Annotated in this window: 14 protein-coding genes and 1 pseudogene; 4 read left to right on the plus strand and 11 right to left on the minus strand. The window is 70.3% G+C overall.

Going from position 1 to position 16,451, the window contains the following annotated elements:
- Window positions 1-31: 31 nt before the first annotated feature.
- Window positions 32-1,285 (minus strand): extracellular solute-binding protein, encoded by a 1,254-nt coding sequence (locus tag QFZ58_RS04540; protein WP_307123592.1) that lies wholly within the window; start codon window positions 1,283-1,285, stop codon window positions 32-34.
- A gap of 199 nt (window positions 1,286-1,484) precedes the next feature.
- Between QFZ58_RS04540 and QFZ58_RS04545 the strand changes: the two genes are divergently transcribed.
- Entirely contained in the window at window positions 1,485-1,700 is a 216-nt protein-coding gene (locus QFZ58_RS04545; RefSeq protein WP_307123593.1) for a dodecin, read from the plus strand.
- A gap of 144 nt (window positions 1,701-1,844) precedes the next feature.
- Here QFZ58_RS04545 and QFZ58_RS04550 read toward each other — a convergent pair.
- The 4 genes and pseudogenes from QFZ58_RS04550 to QFZ58_RS04565 all read right to left on the minus strand — a co-directional run bounded on the left by QFZ58_RS04550 (window position 1,845) and on the right by QFZ58_RS04565 (window position 4,721).
- Window positions 1,845-2,123, minus strand: a pseudogene (locus QFZ58_RS04550) (hypothetical protein).
- A gap of 83 nt (window positions 2,124-2,206) precedes the next feature.
- On the minus strand, window positions 2,207-3,499 hold the full coding sequence (locus tag QFZ58_RS04555) for a PP2C family protein-serine/threonine phosphatase (RefSeq protein ID WP_307123594.1): 1,293 nt from the start codon (window positions 3,497-3,499) through the stop codon (window positions 2,207-2,209).
- Entirely contained in the window at window positions 3,499-4,299 is an 801-nt protein-coding gene (locus QFZ58_RS04560; protein WP_307123595.1) for an alpha/beta fold hydrolase, read from the minus strand. Before QFZ58_RS04560 ends, QFZ58_RS04555 begins: the two co-directional genes overlap by 1 nt.
- Before the next feature lie 146 nt (window positions 4,300-4,445).
- The gene (locus tag QFZ58_RS04565) at window positions 4,446-4,721 is read right to left on the minus strand and encodes a hypothetical protein (RefSeq protein WP_307123596.1); all 276 of its coding nucleotides are present in this window, start codon (window positions 4,719-4,721) and stop codon (window positions 4,446-4,448) included.
- Window positions 4,722-4,915: 194 nt separating this feature from the next.
- Between QFZ58_RS04565 and QFZ58_RS04570 the strand changes: the two genes are divergently transcribed.
- A complete protein-coding gene (locus QFZ58_RS04570) occupies window positions 4,916-5,107 on the plus strand; it encodes a DUF6381 family protein (protein WP_307123597.1) in 192 nt (63 codons plus the stop codon).
- 111 nt (window positions 5,108-5,218) lie between these two features.
- Window positions 5,219-7,642, plus strand: coding sequence for an excinuclease ABC subunit UvrA (locus QFZ58_RS04575; protein ID WP_307128767.1), 2,424 nt, complete (start codon window positions 5,219-5,221; stop codon window positions 7,640-7,642).
- 28 nt (window positions 7,643-7,670) lie between these two features.
- Here QFZ58_RS04575 and QFZ58_RS04580 read toward each other — a convergent pair whose 3' ends face one another.
- From QFZ58_RS04580 to QFZ58_RS04590, 3 genes are read right to left on the minus strand one after another with little or no spacing between them, the layout of a single operon-like run.
- On the minus strand, window positions 7,671-8,417 hold the full coding sequence (locus tag QFZ58_RS04580; RefSeq protein ID WP_307123598.1) for a succinate dehydrogenase/fumarate reductase iron-sulfur subunit: 747 nt from the start codon (window positions 8,415-8,417) through the stop codon (window positions 7,671-7,673).
- Window positions 8,414-10,363, minus strand: a complete 1,950-nt coding sequence (locus tag QFZ58_RS04585) for a fumarate reductase/succinate dehydrogenase flavoprotein subunit (protein WP_307123599.1) — start codon at window positions 10,361-10,363, stop codon at window positions 8,414-8,416. The genes QFZ58_RS04580 and QFZ58_RS04585 overlap by 4 nt, the downstream gene beginning before the upstream one ends.
- Window position 10,364: 1 nt before the next feature.
- The gene (locus QFZ58_RS04590; RefSeq protein ID WP_307123600.1) at window positions 10,365-11,072 is read right to left on the minus strand and encodes a succinate dehydrogenase; all 708 of its coding nucleotides are present in this window, start codon (window positions 11,070-11,072) and stop codon (window positions 10,365-10,367) included.
- 96 nt (window positions 11,073-11,168) lie between these two features.
- On the opposite strand from QFZ58_RS04590, the gene QFZ58_RS04595 reads away from it, so the two are divergent.
- Window positions 11,169-12,101: a LysR family transcriptional regulator gene (locus QFZ58_RS04595; protein WP_307123601.1), complete on the plus strand. Its 933-nt coding sequence runs from the start codon at window positions 11,169-11,171 to the stop codon at window positions 12,099-12,101.
- Window positions 12,102-12,111: 10 nt separating this feature from the next.
- Here QFZ58_RS04595 and QFZ58_RS04600 read toward each other — a convergent pair whose 3' ends face one another.
- From QFZ58_RS04600 to QFZ58_RS04610, 3 genes are all read right to left on the minus strand, one after another.
- The gene (locus tag QFZ58_RS04600; RefSeq protein WP_307123602.1) at window positions 12,112-14,286 is read right to left on the minus strand and encodes a bifunctional diguanylate cyclase/phosphodiesterase; all 2,175 of its coding nucleotides are present in this window, start codon (window positions 14,284-14,286) and stop codon (window positions 12,112-12,114) included.
- Window positions 14,283-15,101, minus strand: coding sequence for an SAM-dependent methyltransferase (locus QFZ58_RS04605; protein ID WP_307123603.1), 819 nt, complete (start codon window positions 15,099-15,101; stop codon window positions 14,283-14,285). Before QFZ58_RS04605 ends, QFZ58_RS04600 begins: the two co-directional genes overlap by 4 nt.
- Window positions 15,102-15,304: 203 nt before the next feature.
- Window positions 15,305-16,267 (minus strand): SCO0930 family lipoprotein, encoded by a 963-nt coding sequence (locus QFZ58_RS04610; protein ID WP_307123604.1) that lies wholly within the window; start codon window positions 16,265-16,267, stop codon window positions 15,305-15,307.
- Between the last annotated feature and the right edge of the window lie 184 nt (window positions 16,268-16,451).

Raw genomic sequence — 16,451 nt, forward strand, 5'->3', positions numbered from 1 at the left:
GTCGCGCCGCCCGGCCCTCCCAGGCGGGCGGTCAGCCGGAGATGAGCTCGTGCGTGATGCGGTCCGACGCCTTCCTCGCCTCCGTCGCGGGGTCCGCGCCCTCCAGTACGGCCGTCATGTACGGCTTGATGGGGTTGTCGGTCTCGACGGCCGCCCAGTTGGGCGAATTGGGGGTGGCCCGGCCCTCGGTGGCTCCCTGGGCCATCGCGGCCGTTCCCTCCTGGCCCTCGATGACACGGGCGAGTGCGGGCTTGTTGGGTACGTAACTCATCGCCTTGGCGAGTTCCGTCTGCCACTGCTCGCTCGCCAGTGCCTTGACGACCTCGATGCCTTCGCTGCGCTGGTCGGCGTGTTCCGGGACGATCAGGTCCGACCCGCCGGTGAAGACGGCTCCCGGCTTCTTGGCGCTCTTGCCGGGAACCGGGAAGTAGCCGAGCCTGCCCTTGAGTTCGGGGTTCTGCTGCTCGATGAGGGCGGCGCTGCCGGGGACCGCGATGATCTGCGCGACGTTCCCCTTGGCGAAGACGTCGGTCTCGGGGGGCGTCTGCTCGTCGGCGTCCTTGGGGCCACTGCCGAGTGCCTGCAGCCGCTTGTAGAAGTCCATGCCCCTGAGCGCGGCGGGCGAGTGGAGGGCGCCCTCCCAGTCCCCGCTGCTGTCGTCGGCCAGTTCGCCGCCCTCGTCCCAGATGAACCCGGCGAGGACGTACCAGTTCTGACCGGCGAGGTAGATGCCCTGCCGGTCCCCGCCGTTCAGCTTCCCGGTGATCTCGATCCACTCCTCGCGGGTCCGGGGAGGGGCGGTGACACCCGCCTGCTCGAAGAGGTCCTTGTCGTAGATCACGACGCGGTTGGCGGCGTACCAGGGAATGCCGTACTGCCCCCCGTTGACGCTGCCCGGCTCCGCGAGCCCCGGGAGCCAGTCCTCCCCGCCCAGGTCACGCATCGCTTCCAGGGTGAGATCGCGCAGTCTGCCGCTCTCGGCGTACTGGGCGACCTGGGTGTTGCCGACCTCGATGACGTCCGGGGCGTCGTCGCCCTCGAGGGTCTTCATGACCTTGGGGCCGATGCCACCCCACTCCTGGACAACGAACTCCAGTTCGACAGAAGGGTGTTCGTCCTCGTAGGACTCCGTGAAGCGGTCCAGGAAGTCCTGCGAGACGCTGCCCTTCATCAGCCACACCGTCACCGTGCGGCCGTCGTCACCCGATCCGGGGAAGTAGCCGCAGCCGCCCAGCACGACGGAGGATACGAGCGCGACGGCTCCGGCCAGTATGCGGATCTTCACGAGCGTCACCTTCTGCGAAACGGCACGACGAGTTACAGGACCCGGATGGGGGGACTGCGGGCGGCGCTCGCACGGGTGGCTGGAAGTTTGGTATGGACCAATCGACAGGTCAAGGCCCGTCCCCCACCGATCACCGCTCGTGGCGCCTCGCGCGCGGCCCCGGAGTAGGGCACCGTGGAATCACGAAAGGAGACATTTGATGTCCAATCACACCTATCGGGTCACCGAAATCGTAGGATCCTCCGAGGAGGGTCTGGACGCGGCGATCCGCAACGGCGTCGCAAGAGCCTCCGAAACGTTGCACAATCTCGACTGGTTCGAGATGACGCAGGTCCGCGGCCACATCAAGGACGGCCGGATCGCCCACTACCAGGTGGGCCTCAAAGTCGGCTTCCGGCTCGACGAGAAGGCCTGACCGGGCCGGCCCGCCGCACGCGGTCCCGCAGGCCGCGGCCCGCCGCACGACCGGGGTCCCGTCCGCCGCAGCCCTTCGCACGCACGATCAGGCGGTCCTTCGCACGGCCGGGTACACCCTCGCCTGATCGGTCACGCCCCGAGTTCAGGTACGCCCCTCGCGCTCCTGCGCGTCCTTCAGCTCGGGGAGGGAACGGCCCACCGGGCACGCACGACCGGGAATCCGGCCCGTTCGGCCGCGTCACAGACCAGCTCGTCGTTCATCGACGAGGACTCGTAGCTCACGCTCCCGGCCCAGCCGCTTCAGGATCTCCAGCTTGGTGTGGCGGGCCGGCCGCCGGTCGTCGTCGCGCCGCGCCCGGTCCCGCCGCGCCCCCGCCTGGAAGTGCTGCCGGTGGCCGGTGTCCGCGAGTGTTCCGTCCAGGTCGCATACGGCCGGCGGCCGGGCGTCGTTCTCACGACGCCCACCCTGGAGGAGACCGGCACGCGTCCGGCCGGACCCACGCCTCACGGCTCCGCCTGACCGGGCCCCTCCCCGCCGGCCTCGGGCGCGAGTTCGGCGGGCACGCTGAGGGCCAGGAGCGCGGTGTCGTCGTCGAGGCCCTCACCGAGGGAGTCCAGGAGCCCGGTGAGGGCTTCGATGGTGGCCGGGGCCGAGGCCGGGGCCAGGGCCCGGGCGAACTCCAGGAGGGCCTCGTCCCCGTACCGCCCGTCGCCCGTGGTGGTTTTCGCCTCGGTCAGACCGTCCGTGTAGAGCAGCAGCGTGTCGCCGAGGCCCAGGTGCACGACGGTGCTGGCGAAGTCCGCGTCCGGGAGCACGCCGATCAGCTGGCCACCCGGAGTCGGGAGGAAGTCGGCGCTCCCGTCGGCACGCAGGAGGACGGCCGGCGGGTGGCCGCCGCTGGCCAGGACGACCCGGAACCCCCGGTGTTCGCCCTCGGGTGCCAGCAGACCGAAGATCACCGTGCAGAAGCGGGGCTCGTCGTCCTGGTGCTCGTCCTGGGTGAGCAGGGTGTTGAGGGCACTCAGGACCGTGGCGGGGTCGCGGTCGTGGACGGCCGCCGCGCGCAGGGTGTAGCGGGCGAGGGAGGTCACTGCCGCGGCGGAAGCGCCCTTGCCGCGGACGTCCCCGAGGAAGAACCCCCAGCTGCCGGACGTCAGCGGGAAGAGGTCGTAGAAATCGCCGCCCACTTCGTCGGACGAGGCGATGTGGTAGTGCGCGGCCACGTCCAGACCGGGCACGGGCACGAGCACGGGCGGCAGCAGCGAGCGCTGCAGGGTGGTCGCGAGCCGCTGCAGCCGTTCCCGTTCGTGTTCGGCCTCCCGCCGGGCGCGCAGCAGCTCCCGCTCGTACGAACGCCGGTCACGGGCGTCCAGGAGGGTGGTGCGGATCAGCAGGGGCTCACCGTCGGTGCCGGTCCGGACGGTCGACGTGACCAGGACGGGCAGCACGCCGCCGTCGGCGGCCACCAGGTCCAGGGCGATTCCGCTGACCTCCCCCTGCATGCTCAGCAGCGGGGCGAAATGCGTCTCGTGGTAGAGCCGGCCACCGACGGTGAGCAGGTCGGAGAACCGTTCGTGGCCCACCAGTTCCTCGCGCCGTCGGCCGAGCCACTTGAGGAGCGTGCCGTTGACCTTGACGATCCGGCCGTCCAGCAGGGTGGAGAGGTAGCCGCACGGCGCGTTCTCGTACAGGTCCTCGGCACTGTCGCCCAGCAGAGCCGCCAGTTCCGTCTGCCGGGGTTCGGCGGCTCCCGTGGCCCGGCTCGCCTCGTTCCCGTCGGCCTCCGGGTCGCGCATCACCGCTCCGGGACGAAGGAGGCGATGGCGTCGGCCGTGGCCCGTGGGGCGCTCAACTGGGGGCAGTGGCCCGTCGCGTCCAGCGTGACCAGTTCGCTGCCCGGGATCTGCTCGTGCACGAAGGCGCCCACCTCGGGCGGGGCGATGGCGTCGCGCGCGCACTGGGCGATCAGGGTCGGGACCGTGACCCGGGCCAGGTCGGCGCGGTTGTCGGAGAGGAACGTCGTACGTGCGAATACCCGTGCGATCTCCGGATCGGTGCGGCAGAAGCTGTTGGTGAGCTCCTCGCCGAGCTCGGGGCGTTCCGGATTCCCCATGATCACGGGGGCCATCGTCGCGGACCACCCCAGGTAATTGCTCTCCAGCGAGTCCAGGAGCTCATCGATGTCCTGTGCACTGAATCCGCCCCGGTAACCGGCGTCGTCGATGTAGCGCGGCGACGGAGTGAGCAGGACCAGTCCGTCGAAGAGGTCCGGCTCCCGTACCGAGGCCACCACACCCATCATGGAACTCACCGAGTGCCCCACGAACGTCACGGGCGCGGGCGCGAACTCGTGGCAGACAGCGGCGACGTCTCGCGCGTACCCCTCCACCGTGGAGTACTTCTCCGGGTCCCAGGCGGACGGGTCGGAGCGTCCCGCCCCCACATGGTCGAAGAGAACGACCCGCATCCTGTCTTCCAGGAGGGGTACCACCAGGCGCCACATGTTCTGATCGCATCCGAACCCGTGGGCGAGCACCACCACCGGACCGTCCTCGCGGCCCGTCACCGTCACCCGGTTCCTGCGCCATACGTCCATGGCTCAATCCTGTCATCCCTGCGGCCGGGAGGCCCGCCGCCGAGGAGGGGGCGGTGGCGTGGAGCGGCCCCGGCGGGCGCCTTCGGGAGGGGCCGGTCGAGCGTCCCTCACCGTGGCACCCACCGGGTTCGCCCCGCGAGGACCGCTCAGCCGGCCTGCTCGTCCGGCGTGGGGTGCTCGGGATGGACACCCGCCTGCCGTGCCTTGTCGCGGCCCGCTCCCGACTCGTCCAGGTCCGGGAGCTCCCCGCGGCCGTCCTCGGTAGCGGCGCCCGCCTCCTGTCCCGGTGTCTCGGGCAGGACGGGCACATCGAGCGGATCTTCGCCGTCCTGTATCTGCTGGTCGGGCATGTCCCTGGGAAGGGGCGTGTCGGCGCTCTTCCCGTCCGTGTCGGCGGCTGCCTGGGGCCGGCGCTCACTCATGGTCTTCCTCCTGTCCCGCGGCGTCGCGTGGTCGCCCCTCGCGTACCCCTCACGCACGGGACGAACCTTCATCCGCACGGGTGGGCACCGGCGCCCGCCTGCGCCGATCGCGGTGGGTGGCCGTTCGAGATGCACGGTGGCCGGGCCGCTGCTTCGCTGATCCTGTCCGCTCCCCCACAGATCCAGGAGTGATCATGAGCGTTGCAGGTGAGTCAGGCGGTCGTGCCCAGCAGATGCGCGCCAAGGCGGAGGAACTGAAGGAGGCCGCGGAGCGCGCCACCGACCCGGAGCAGCGTCAGCGGCTCCAGGACAAGGCCCGCCGCCTGCGCGAGCAGAGCGAGCAGGAGAGCGGCATGCAGGACCGGGGCATGGACCCGATGGTGTAGGTCCCGCCGCCCACGGCGCCCGCCGGCCGGTGATCCTCCCGCCCACGACGATGCGGCAGGATCACCGGCACAGCCATGTCCGTCGCCGACCGTTACGGAGCCGTACCGCTCATGCCGACCCCTCACGATCCCTACGTCCGGGTGCGCGGCGCTCGCGAGCACAACCTCCGTGCTGTGGACGTCGACATCCCGCGCGACACCCTCACGGTCTTCACCGGCGTCTCGGGCTCGGGAAAGTCCTCACTCGCGTTCGGGACCATCTACGCCGAGGCACAGCGCCGCTACTTCGAGTCGGTCGCCCCCTATGCCCGCCGGCTGATCCATCAGGTCGGGGCACCCCTTGTCGGTGAGATCACCGGTCTGCCACCTGCCGTCTCCCTGGAGCAGCGCCGGTCGGCGCCCGGTTCGCGGTCCTCGGTGGGAACCGTCACGACCCTCTCCAACTCGCTGCGCATGCTGTTCTCCCGCGCGGGCGACTACCCGGCGGGAGCCGGACGGCTCGACTCCGACGCGTTCTCGCCCAACACGGCGGCCGGGGCGTGCCCCGAGTGTCACGGGCTGGGGAGGATCCACCGCACCACCGAGGAACTGCTCGTCCCCGACCCCTCCCTGTCGATCCGGGAGGGGGCGATCGCGGCCTGGCCGGGCGCGTGGCAGGGCAAGAACCTCCGCGATGTGCTGGACGCGCTCGGTCATGACGTGGACCGGCCGTGGCGGGAGCTCGATCCGCGGACCCGGGAGTGGATCCTGTTCACCGACGAGCAGCCGGTGGTCACCGTCCACCCGGTCCGCGAGGCGGGCCGGATCCAGCGCCCCTATCAGGGCACGTACATGAGTGCGCGGCGCTATGTGATGCACACGTTCGCCGATTCCCGCAGCCGTGCGCTGCGGGCGAAGGCGGAGCGTTTCCTGACCGCCGAGCCGTGCCCCGTGTGCCGCGGCAGCCGGCTGCGGCCCGAGGCGCTGGCGGTCACCTTCGCCGGCCGGACGATCGCCGACCTCGTCGCCCTGCCCCTGACGTCCCTCACCGAGGTGCTGCGTGCGGCCGGTGGCGACGGCACGGCGCACGTGCTGACGGCCGACCTGCTGGCCCGGATCGAACCCGTGTCGGAGCTGGGCCTGGGCTACCTCAGTCTGGACCGCACGACCCCGACCCTGTCCTCGGGCGAGCTGCAACGGCTGCGTCTCGCCACGCAGCTGCGCTCGGGGCTCTTCGGTGTCGTCTATGTACTGGACGAACCGTCGGCCGGCCTCCATCCGGCGGACACGGAGTCCCTGCTCCGCGTCCTCGGAAGGCTGAGGGAGGCGGGGAACTCGGTCTTCGTGGTGGAGCACCAGATGGACGTGGTGCGGCAGGCCGACTGGCTGGTGGACGTGGGGCCGCTGGCGGGCGAGCACGGCGGCCGGGTCCTGCACAGCGGGCCGCCGGCGGGATTGGCCGGGGTGGCGGAGTCCGCGACCCGCCGGTTCCTGTTCGACGAGGAGCCGCTGCCGGAGCGGGAGGCGCGCGCCCCGGCCGGCTGGATCACCCTGTTCGGGGTCGACCGGCACAACGTGCGTGGTGTCGACGCCTCGTTCCCGCTCGGTGTGCTGACCGCCGTGACGGGGGTCTCGGGGTCGGGCAAGTCGACCCTGGTCGGTGACGTCCTGGCGGGGGTTCTCGCCGACCGGCGGGCGGCGGACCCGGCGCAGGACCCCGGCGCACCCGTGGCACACGGCTGCGCGTCGGCCCGCGGGCTGGAGGCGGTGGACCGTCTGGTGCAGGTGGACCAGAAGCCCATCGGCCGCACGCCCCGGTCCAACCTGGCCACGTACACCGGACTGTTCGACGTCGTACGGAAGCTGTTCGCGGGCACGGAGACGGCGCGGGAGCGGGGGTACCGGGCGGGGCGCTTCTCGTTCAACGTGGCGGGCGGGCGCTGCGAGACCTGCCAGGGCGAGGGTTTCGTCTCCGTGGAGCTGCTCTTCCTGCCCAGTACGTACGCTCCCTGCCCGGACTGCCACGGTGCCCGCTACAACCGGCGGACCCTGGAGGTCACCCTGCGCGGCCTCACGATCGCAGAGGTCCTGGATCTGACCGTGGCGTCGGCGGCCACGTTCCTTGCCGGAACACCGGCGGCGGAGCGCAGTCTGCGGGCGCTGCTCGACGTGGGGCTCGGCTATCTGCGGCTCGGCCAGCCGGCGACGGAGCTGTCGGGCGGGGAGGCGCAGCGGATCAAGCTGGCCACGGAGCTTCAGCGCGTCCGGCGGGGGCACACCCTGTATCTGCTGGACGAGCCGACGACGGGCCTGCACCCGGCCGACGTGGAGGTGCTCATGCGGCAGCTGCACGGCCTGGTCGACGCGGGCGACACCGTGGTGGTCGTGGAACACGACATGGCGGTCGTGGCCGGCGCGGACCACGTGATCGACCTGGGGCCGGGCGGCGGGGACCGGGGCGGCCGGATCGTCGCCACGGGCTCCCCGTCGCAGGTCGCGCGGGCGGCGGGGAGTCGCACGGCGGCCTATCTTGCGAGGGCTCTGCGGACGGTCTGAGCCCTCGCCGCCCCGGTCGGCGCCGCGGTCAGCGGCGTACCTTGCGCGTGGCCCGCAGCCACTCCTTGTTCATCGCGGCGATCGACGGCAGCGGAATGCCCTTGGGGCAGGCCGTCGCGCACTCGCCTGTCAGGGTGCAGCCCCCGAATCCCTCCTCGTCCATGGTGGAGACCATGTCGAGCACCCGGGTCTCACGCTCGGGTGCGCCCTGCGGGAGCACGTTGAGGTGGTTGATCTTGGCCGAGGTGAACAGCATCGCCGAGCCGTTGGGGCAGGCGGCGACGCAGGCACCGCAGCCGATGCACTCGGCGTGCTCGAAGGCGAAGTCGGCGTCCTGCTTGGGCACGGGGGTGGCGTGTGCGTCGGGTGCCGTCCCGGTGGGGGCGGAGATGTATCCGCCGGACTGGATGATCCGGTCGAAGGCCGAACGGTCGACGACGAGGTCCTTGACGACGGGGAAGGCCGAGGCGCGCCACGGCTCGATGTCGATCGTGTCGCCGTCCCGGAAGGACCGCATGTGCAGCTGGCAGGTGGTGGTGCGTTCGGGGCCGTGGGCGTCGCCGTTGATGACGAGACTGCACGCGCCGCAGATGCCTTCACGGCAGTCGTGGTCGAAGGCGACGGGCTCGTCCCCGCCGAGGATGAGCTCCTCGTTGAGGGTGTCGAGCATCTCCAGGAACGACATGTCCTGGGAGATGCCGTCGACTTCGTAGGTGGCCATGGCGCCGGGCGCCTCGGCGTTCTGCTGGCGCCAGACGCGCAGGGTGAGCTTCATGCGTAGCTCCGCTGGGTGGGGTGGACGTACTCGAAGACGAGGTCTTCCTTGTGCAGGACGGGGGCGTCGCCGGTGGCGCTGAACTCCCAGGCGGCGGCGTAGGAGAACTCCTCGTCCCTGCGGGCGGCTTCGCCGTCCGGGGTCTGCGACTCCTCGCGGAAGTGGCCGCCGCAGGATTCGGCGCGGTGCAGGGCGTCGAGGCACATCAGCTCGGCGAGCTCCAGGTAGTCGACGATGCGGTTGGCCTTCTCCAGCGACTGGTTGAGCTGTTCGCCGGTGCCCGGCACCTTGATGCGGCGCCAGAACTCCTCGCGGATCTGCGGGATGCGGTCCAGGGCCTTGCGCAGTCCTTCCTCGGTGCGGGCCATCCCGCAGAACTCCCACATGAGTTCACCGATCTCGCGGTGGAAGGAGTCCGGGGTGCGGTCCCCGTCGACGGCGAGGAGAAGGTTGATGCGGTCCTCGGTCTCGGCGACGGCCTCGGCGACCGCCGGGTGGCCGGCGTCGATTGTCTCGCTGTGCGGGTGGCGGGCGAGGTAGTCGTTGATGGTGGACGGCAGGACGAAGTAACCGTCGGCGAGGCCCTGCATCAGCGCGGAGGCACCGAGCCGGTTGGCTCCGTGGTCGGAGAAGTTGGCCTCACCGATCGCGAAGAGACCGGGGACCGTGGTCTGGAGGTCGTAGTCGACCCAGAGCCCGCCCATCGTGTAGTGCACGGCAGGATAGATGCGCATCGGCGTCTCGTACGGGTTCTCCGCGGTGATCTGCGCGTACATGTCGAAGAGGTTGCCGTACTTCTCCTCGACGGCGGCCCTGCCCATCCGCTGGATGGCCTCCGCGAAGTCGAGGTAGACGCCCTGGCCGCCCGGTCCGACGCCGCGGCCCTCGTCGCAGACGTTCTTCGCGGCGCGGGAGGCGATGTCGCGGGGCACGAGGTTCCCGAAGGCGGGGTAGATGCGCTCCAGGTAGTAGTCGCGCTCCTGCTCGGGGATCTCGTTGGCGGGCCGCTGGTCGCCCTTGGCCTTGGGGACCCAGATGCGGCCGTCGTTGCGCAGGGATTCACTCATCAGCGTCAGCTTGGACTGGTGGTCGCCGGTGCGCGGGATGCAGGTGGGGTGGATCTGGGTGAAGCAGGGGTTCGCGAAGTACGCGCCCCGGCGGTGGGCGCGCCAGATCGCGGTGGCGTTGGAGTTCATGGCGTTGGTCGACAGGTGGAAGACGTTGCCGTACCCGCCGCTGGCCAGGACGACCGCGTCCGCGAAGTAGGTGTCGATCTTCCCGGTGACCAGGTCACGGGCCACGATGCCGCGGGCCCTCCCGTCGACGACGATCAGGTCGAGCATCTCGGTGCGGGCGTGCAGGTCGACGTTGCCCGCGGCGATCTGACGCGAGAGCGCCTGGTAGGCGCCGAGGAGAAGCTGCTGCCCGGTCTGGCCGCGGGCGTAGAAGGTGCGGGAGACCTGGACGCCGCCGAAGGAGCGGTTGTCCAGGAGGCCGCCGTACTCGCGGGCGAAGGGGACACCCTGGGCGACGCACTGGTCGATGATCTCCACGGAGATCTCGGCCAGGCGGTGGACGTTGGACTCCCGTGCGCGGAAGTCGCCGCCCTTGACGGTGTCGTAGAAGAGCCGGTGCACGGAGTCGCCGTCGTTGCGGTAGTTCTTGGCCGCGTTGATGCCGCCCTGCGCGGCGACGGAGTGGGCCCGGCGGGGCGAGTCCTGGAAACAGAACTGGACGACGTGATAGCCCTGTTCGGCCAGGGTCGCGCCGGCCGAACCGCCGGCCAGTCCGGTGCCGACGACGATGACGGTGTGCTTGCGGCGGTTGGCGGGGTTGACGAGCTTCGCCTGGAAGCGGCGGGTGTCCCAGCGTTCCGCGACGGGGCCGTCGGGCGCCTTGGAGTCGACGAGGGGCTCGCCGGTCCGGTAGTTCGTGTAGTCACTCATGTCAGCTCACCACTCCGGTCATGACGGCGACGGGCACGGAGACGAATCCGGCCGTCAGCGCCACTGCGAGGACAGTGGCGAGGGTCTTCAGGACACGATTGCGGGCGGCGTTGCCCACGCCGAGGGTCTGCGCGGCGCTCCAGAGTCCGTGCCGGACGTGCAGGCCGAGGGCCAGCACGGCGACGATGTATACGACGTTGCCGTACCAGGTGGAGAAGGTGTCGAGCACGTTCTGGTAGGGGTGCCCGGACTGGAAGCCGCCCGGGTGCACGGTGCCGGTCGTCAGGTCCAGGATGTGCCAGGCGATGAACAGCGCGAGGATGATGCCGCCGTAGCGCATGGTGCGGGTGGCGTAGCTCGCACGCGCCTTCTTGTGCACGTACGCCGTCGGGCGCGCCCTGAGGTCACGGCGGCTCAGCTGGTACGCGGAGACGGCGTGCAGGACGACGGCCGCGACGAGCACCACGCGGATGATCCACAGCGCCCACTCGTAGTGCAGGAAAGGGTCTCCGACGGTCCGGAGCCAGTGCGCGTAGTGGTTGAACTCGTCGGATCCGAAGAAGATCTTCAGGTTGCCCAGCATGTGGACAACCAGGTAGCCGAGCATGATCAGGCCGCTCACAGCCATGATCGTCTTCTTGCCGACGGACGAGTCCCAGAGCGTACGCGTCATGGACGGCCGTCGGTCCGTCCGCGTTGCCAATGCCATGGACACGACGCTAGAGGCGAGAGGTGCCATCAGTCCAAGACATGAAACGAGTCATGTTCATAGGCATCGGCTATGCGACTCGCTATCGTCGGTCCCATGCACTTCCAGCAGCTCACCTACTTCGTGGCCGTGGCCGAGGCCAGGCACTTCACGCGGGCCGCCGAAGTGGTGCACGTGTCCCAGCCCTCCCTCTCCCAGCAGATCAAGGCACTGGAGAACGAGCTGGGCGCCGAACTGTTCAGCCGCGCGCGGGGCAACATCACACTCACGGACGCCGGCGAGGCCCTCCTGCCGCTGGCCCGCCGGATCCTTGCCGACGCCGACACCGCACGGCACGAGGTGCAGGAGCTGGTCCAGCTGCGCCGGGGACGGATCAGGCTCGGCGCCACCCCGAGCGTCTGCACCGGTCTGCTGCCCGATGTGCTGCGCGCCTTCCACGGCGCACACCCGGGGATCCAGCTCCTGATCGAGGAGGGCGGATCCCATGACCTCGTGCGCGAGCTGGCGCGGGGCGCCCTGGACCTCGCGCTGCTCGTACTGCCGCTGCCCGCGGCCTCACCCGCGCTGACCACGGTCGAGCTGCTGCACGAGGACCTCGTGGTGGTGTCGTCCTCGGCCCGCCCTGCGCCCGGGCGCAGGGGCGCCGTGCACGTCGCCGATCTGGAGAACGAGCCGCTCGTGATGTTCCGGCACGGCTACGACCTGCGGGAGCTGACCGTCGCCGCATGCCGCGCGGAGGGCTTCGAGCCGTCGTTCACGGTGGAGGGCGGGGAGATGGACGCCGTACTGGGCTTCGTACGGGCGGGGCTCGGGATCGCGGTGGTACCCCGCATGGTCGCCGTCAGGGCCGGGCAGGATCTGCGGACGACTCCGCTGGCCTCGCCGGGCCTGCGGCGCACGATCGCTCTCGCGCACCGCAGTGACGTCGAACCGCCGCGCGCGGCACGCGAGCTGCAGCGCATGCTGCTCGGCACGGGGCCGCACGCCGTCCCCGCGGCCGCCGGCGGGCCCGGCCCGTCCGGCGGCTGAGGGGAAGCCGTCAGACCGCGTCCGCCAGCAGCAGCGAGTGGATCCGGTCCGGTGCGCCCGGCCTGGCGTAGTACCAGCCCTGCGCCGTGTCGCAGCCGAGCTGCCTCAGCTGCTCGGCCTGGGCGCCGGTCTCCACGCCCTCCACCGTGACCGCGAGGTCCAGGCTGTGGGCGAGCGAGACGATGCCCTCGACGATCTTCAGGTCGACCGGGTCCGCCGGATGGTGCTGCATCCCCTGCGTGAAGGAACGATCCAGCTTGAGCACGCTGACCGGCAGACGCCGCAGGTTCGCCAGGTTCGAGTAGCCCGTCCCGAAGTCGTCGAGGGCGATGGCGACGCCCATCTCGGCCAGTTGGCGCAGCGGCTTGAGCAGGTCGTCGTCGGCGCCGATCAGCGCGGACTCGGTGACCTCCAGGCAGAGCGCACCCGGTTCCAGTCCCGAGCGTTCCAGCACGTCGACGGTCTCGGCGACCAGCCTGGGGTGGTGGAGCTGGGTGGGCGAGAGGTTGACGTTGATCCGCAGCGGACCTCCGTCGGTGTGCCGCTCCTGCCAGAAGTTGGCCTGGCGGACGGACTCCTCCAGCACCCAGCGCCCGAGCGGCACGATGAGCCCCGTGTGCTCGGCGAGGGGGATGAAGCGGTCCGGCCCCAGGACGCCGTGCTGCGGGTGGCACCAGCGCACCAGCGCCTCCGCGCCGTGCACACTGCCGTCGCCCAGGTGCACCAGCGGCTGGTACTCGATGAAGAACTCCCCGCGGTCCAGCGCCGTGGGCAGGGCTGTCGTCAGCCCGTGCCGGGTGATGGCGCGGGCATCGGCCTCGGCGTCGGCGATCGCGAAGCGGTTGCCACCCGCCGCCTTGGCCCGGTACATGGTGATGTCCGCGCTGCGCAGCACCTCGGCGGCGGTACGTTCGCCGGACGGTCCTTCGACGACGCCGATGGATCCGCGTACGGTCAGCTCCCGCCCGTCCAGGCGCATGGGCGTGGCGAGCGCCGAGAGGATGCGTCCGGCCAGCTCGTCGACCTCTTCCTCGGTACGGGGGCCGGTCGTCAGGGCCACGAACTCGTCCCCGCCGAGCCGGGCGACCATCTCACCGGGAGCGGTCGCACAGCTCTGCAGCCGGTCGGCGACCTCGACCAGCAGCCGGTCGCCGGCCGCGTGGCCGAGGCTGTCGTTGATCGCCTTGAAGCCGTCGAGGTCGAGGTAGCAGAGCCCGAAGCGCATGCCCTCCCTGAGCGCGAGGGCCTTCTCCAGGCGTTCGAAGAACAGGGTCCGGTTGGGCAGGCCGGTGAGCGCGTCATGGGTGGCCTCGTACCGCAGCCGCAGGTTGAGCAGCCGCCGTTCGGTGGTGTCCTCCATGAGGGCGAGCTGGTACTCGGGCCGCCCCTCCGAGTCCCGCAGCAGCGACACCGTGAGGTTGGTCCACAGCACGGTGCCGTCGTTGCGGTAGTACGGCTTCTCGACGCTGTAGTGCTCGCGCTCGCCGCGTACGAGTTCGTCGTAGTACTTCCACACGTGCGGCGAGTCCTCCGGGTGGACCCACTCGTTCACCTTGTGGCTGCGGACGTGGTGCTCCAGCCCGCCGAACATCCGGGTGAGGGTGTCGTTGATCTCCAGGATGTTGCCGTCCAGGTCGGCGATGCCGATCCCGATGGCGGCGTCCTTGAACACGGCGCGGAAGCGTGCCTCGGTCGCGTGCAGCGCCTGTTCGGCGTGCGAACGAGCGGTGAGTGCCGAGCGTGCGATGGCCTCCTGTTCGGTGAGGGTGCGTTCGCGGAGCGCCTGCGTGAACCCGCCGGCCAACGCGTGCTGGATGCGCGCGCACCGGGCACGGCTGTCCTCGGTGGACAGCACCACCGGCCCGTTGCCGCCGCAGTAGAGCACCAGGTACGAGTCGATGACGCCGAGCGTGGAACTCAGGGCGTCGGGATCCGTGCAGTGGGCGGCGACCAGTGCGCCTCCCACCCGCTGGGCGGGTGTCGCGTCGAAGGGCCGCGCGTGCAGGATCGTGTCCAGCTCCCGGGCCAGCGGCAGCAGATGCTGCTCGAACTCCGCGCGGGTCATCGAGGTTGCCGTGGAGGGGAAGATGGCCCGGCTCCAGATGGTGGCGAATCTTCGGAGCCGGCCCTCGGGACCGTCCGGTTCCGCGTCCGGTGTACCGGACGCCTGGGCGGGAATGCTCACGCCTTGCGCCCAACCCCGGCGAAGCCCGAGAAGGCGAACGGATCTTCCTGCGCCCGGCCCTCGGGGGACTCTGGGCGCCAGTCGGGCATGGAGACGAGTCCGGGCTCGACCATCTCGTAACCCTCGAAGAAACGGCTGATCTCCGCGGGCGACCGCATGATCAGCGGGTTGCGGATGTTGCGGTAGACGCCGACCGCCCCGCCCGCCTCCTCCTGCGAGAGCGGAATGCCCTCGTACGAGGCATGGGTCAGGATGAGCAGGCTGCCGGGAGCCAGCTCCTCCCGCAGTTCGGCGACCGCCGCGTACGGGTCGTCGGCGTCCTCGATGAAGTGGAGCACCGCCACGAGCAGCAGGGCCACGGGCTTGTCCAGGTCGAGGAGTCCGCGGATCTCCGGATTGTCCAGGATGTCACGGGGTTTGCGCAGGTCCGCCGCGGCGACCATGCTCCGCTCGTTGCCCTCGAGGACCGCCTGGCTGTGCGCGACGGCGACCGGGTCGTGGTCGACGTAGACGACCCTGGCCTCCGGGTCGGCCGCCTGGGCGACTTCATGGACATTGCCGAATGTCGGTATGCCGGAGCCGATGTCCAGGAACTGGCTGATGCCCGAATGGGTTGCGTAGTGGACCGCCCTGCGCATGAAGGCCCGATTCGCCTGCATGATCTTGGGAAGCCCCGGCAGGAACTCCATGGCCTTGCGGGCCGCTTCCCGGTCCACCTCGAAATTGTGCGAACCGCCCAGATAGAAGTCGTACATGCGAGACACACTCGGCACCGAGATGTCAATGCCCTGCGGTGCCCAGGCGGGACGCTCCATCGATGTCTCCAACAAGTCGCCACGGCGATCCGGCCATGTTCATGGTCAGTGTTGACCAGAGGCTACTGACCGGCCGCCAGGAGAGCGAGTGGAAACGGAAATTAGAGATCCGTTATTGGTCACACACCGGTGGCATGTGCAACGGCCCGTCGCTGCGTGTGAACACGCGGCGACGGACCGGTACGAAAGTGCGTTCCGGGGTCCTACTTGGTGGCACCGACCAGCTTGGCGTCGGGAGACACGGCGTACCATGTCCCGCCGACACCTTGGCCGTTGGTGTCTCCCGGCGCCGCGTCGCCGGAGAAGGTGTAGATCGGCCAGCAGTCGACCGACTGCTGCTGGATGCCGTCGGGTCGGTCGAAGGTGACAAATCCCTTCGTGGTGACACCCTCGACGTCGTTCTTCGCCACAGGGCTGACGACCGGCCACTTCTTGAGGCAGTCGCCCGTGCACGCCGACTTCATCGGCCAGGCCGAATCCTTCTTGAAGCGGTAAACCGTCATACCCCTTTTGTCGACGACGATGTTTCCGAGTTCGGGGTCCTTGCGGACCGAAAGTCCGGCGAGATCCGCCGGCGCGGAGCCGACCGGCCCGTCCGCGTTCACCGCCGCCTTCTTTCCGTCCGGCGCCGCGGCGAACCACGTCCCGCCGACACCCTGCCCGTTGGATTCCCCAGGGCCGGTGTCCTTGGCATACCGGTACATCGGCCAGCCCGCGACGGTGAGTTGTTTCGACCCGTCGGCCCTGGTGACCTCGCCGATCAGTGCGGCGTCGGTGCCCGCGGCTGCCGTGGCGTTCCCGGCGGGCACCACCGGCCAGGTCTTCGCGCAGTCACCCTCGCACGTGGACTTCGGAGGCTGCGCGGTGTCCTTGTCGAAACGGTAGAGCGTGAAACCCTCGCTGTCGGTCAGCACCTTGCCCAGTTCCTTGCTGTCCCACACCGCGAGCTGTCCGGCCTCCCTCGACGCCGCCGCGTCGGTGTCCGCCGCGGAGCCGTAGCCCCCGTCCGAGCCGTAGCCGCTGTCGGCCGGCTGCTGTGCGGGGGCCGCGTTGCCCACGGGCCGGCTGTCGGTGGACGACGCGCCATTCTCCTGACCGCACGCCGTCGTCAGCGCCAACAGGGCCATCGTCGTCACCGCGAGCGAGGCGTTCCGCCAGGTATTCATGTCGACTCCCGTTGTCCTTCTGCCGTTTGGGACGCGGGTTCGCGTCTTTCATGGCCCTTGGTACGGGCGTGGGGCACCGCCGTGTTCAATGCACCGCCGGGAAAGTTTTCGGGGCGCAAACACAGATCCCCCGAGGTCCCCACCATCGGGCGAATCAGGCGGGTTCACCGCGTGTCCCGCCACG

The sequence above is a fragment of the Streptomyces sp. B1I3 genome, assembly GCF_030816615.1.
In the GTDB taxonomy this organism is placed as follows: Bacteria; Actinomycetota; Actinomycetes; order Streptomycetales; family Streptomycetaceae; genus Streptomyces.

Coding starts and splice junctions, on each gene's coding strand:
- QFZ58_RS04545 (WP_307123593.1), top strand. CDS start 1,485: ATGTCCAATCACACCTATCGGGTCACCGAAATCGTAGGATCCTCCGAG.
- QFZ58_RS04555 (WP_307123594.1), bottom strand. CDS start 3,499: ATGCGCGACCCGGAGGCCGACGGGAACGAGGCGAGCCGGGCCACGGGA.
- QFZ58_RS04560 (WP_307123595.1), bottom strand. CDS start 4,299: ATGGACGTATGGCGCAGGAACCGGGTGACGGTGACGGGCCGCGAGGAC.
- QFZ58_RS04565 (WP_307123596.1), bottom strand. CDS start 4,721: ATGAGTGAGCGCCGGCCCCAGGCAGCCGCCGACACGGACGGGAAGAGC.
- QFZ58_RS04570 (WP_307123597.1), top strand. CDS start 4,916: ATGAGCGTTGCAGGTGAGTCAGGCGGTCGTGCCCAGCAGATGCGCGCC.
- QFZ58_RS04575 (WP_307128767.1), top strand. CDS start 5,219: ATGCCGACCCCTCACGATCCCTACGTCCGGGTGCGCGGCGCTCGCGAG.
- QFZ58_RS04580 (WP_307123598.1), bottom strand. CDS start 8,417: ATGAAGCTCACCCTGCGCGTCTGGCGCCAGCAGAACGCCGAGGCGCCC.
- QFZ58_RS04585 (WP_307123599.1), bottom strand. CDS start 10,363: ATGAGTGACTACACGAACTACCGGACCGGCGAGCCCCTCGTCGACTCC.
- QFZ58_RS04590 (WP_307123600.1), bottom strand. CDS start 11,072: ATGGCATTGGCAACGCGGACGGACCGACGGCCGTCCATGACGCGTACG.
- QFZ58_RS04595 (WP_307123601.1), top strand. CDS start 11,169: ATGCACTTCCAGCAGCTCACCTACTTCGTGGCCGTGGCCGAGGCCAGG.
- QFZ58_RS04605 (WP_307123603.1), bottom strand. CDS start 15,101: ATGGAGCGTCCCGCCTGGGCACCGCAGGGCATTGACATCTCGGTGCCG.
- QFZ58_RS04610 (WP_307123604.1), bottom strand. CDS start 16,267: ATGAATACCTGGCGGAACGCCTCGCTCGCGGTGACGACGATGGCCCTG.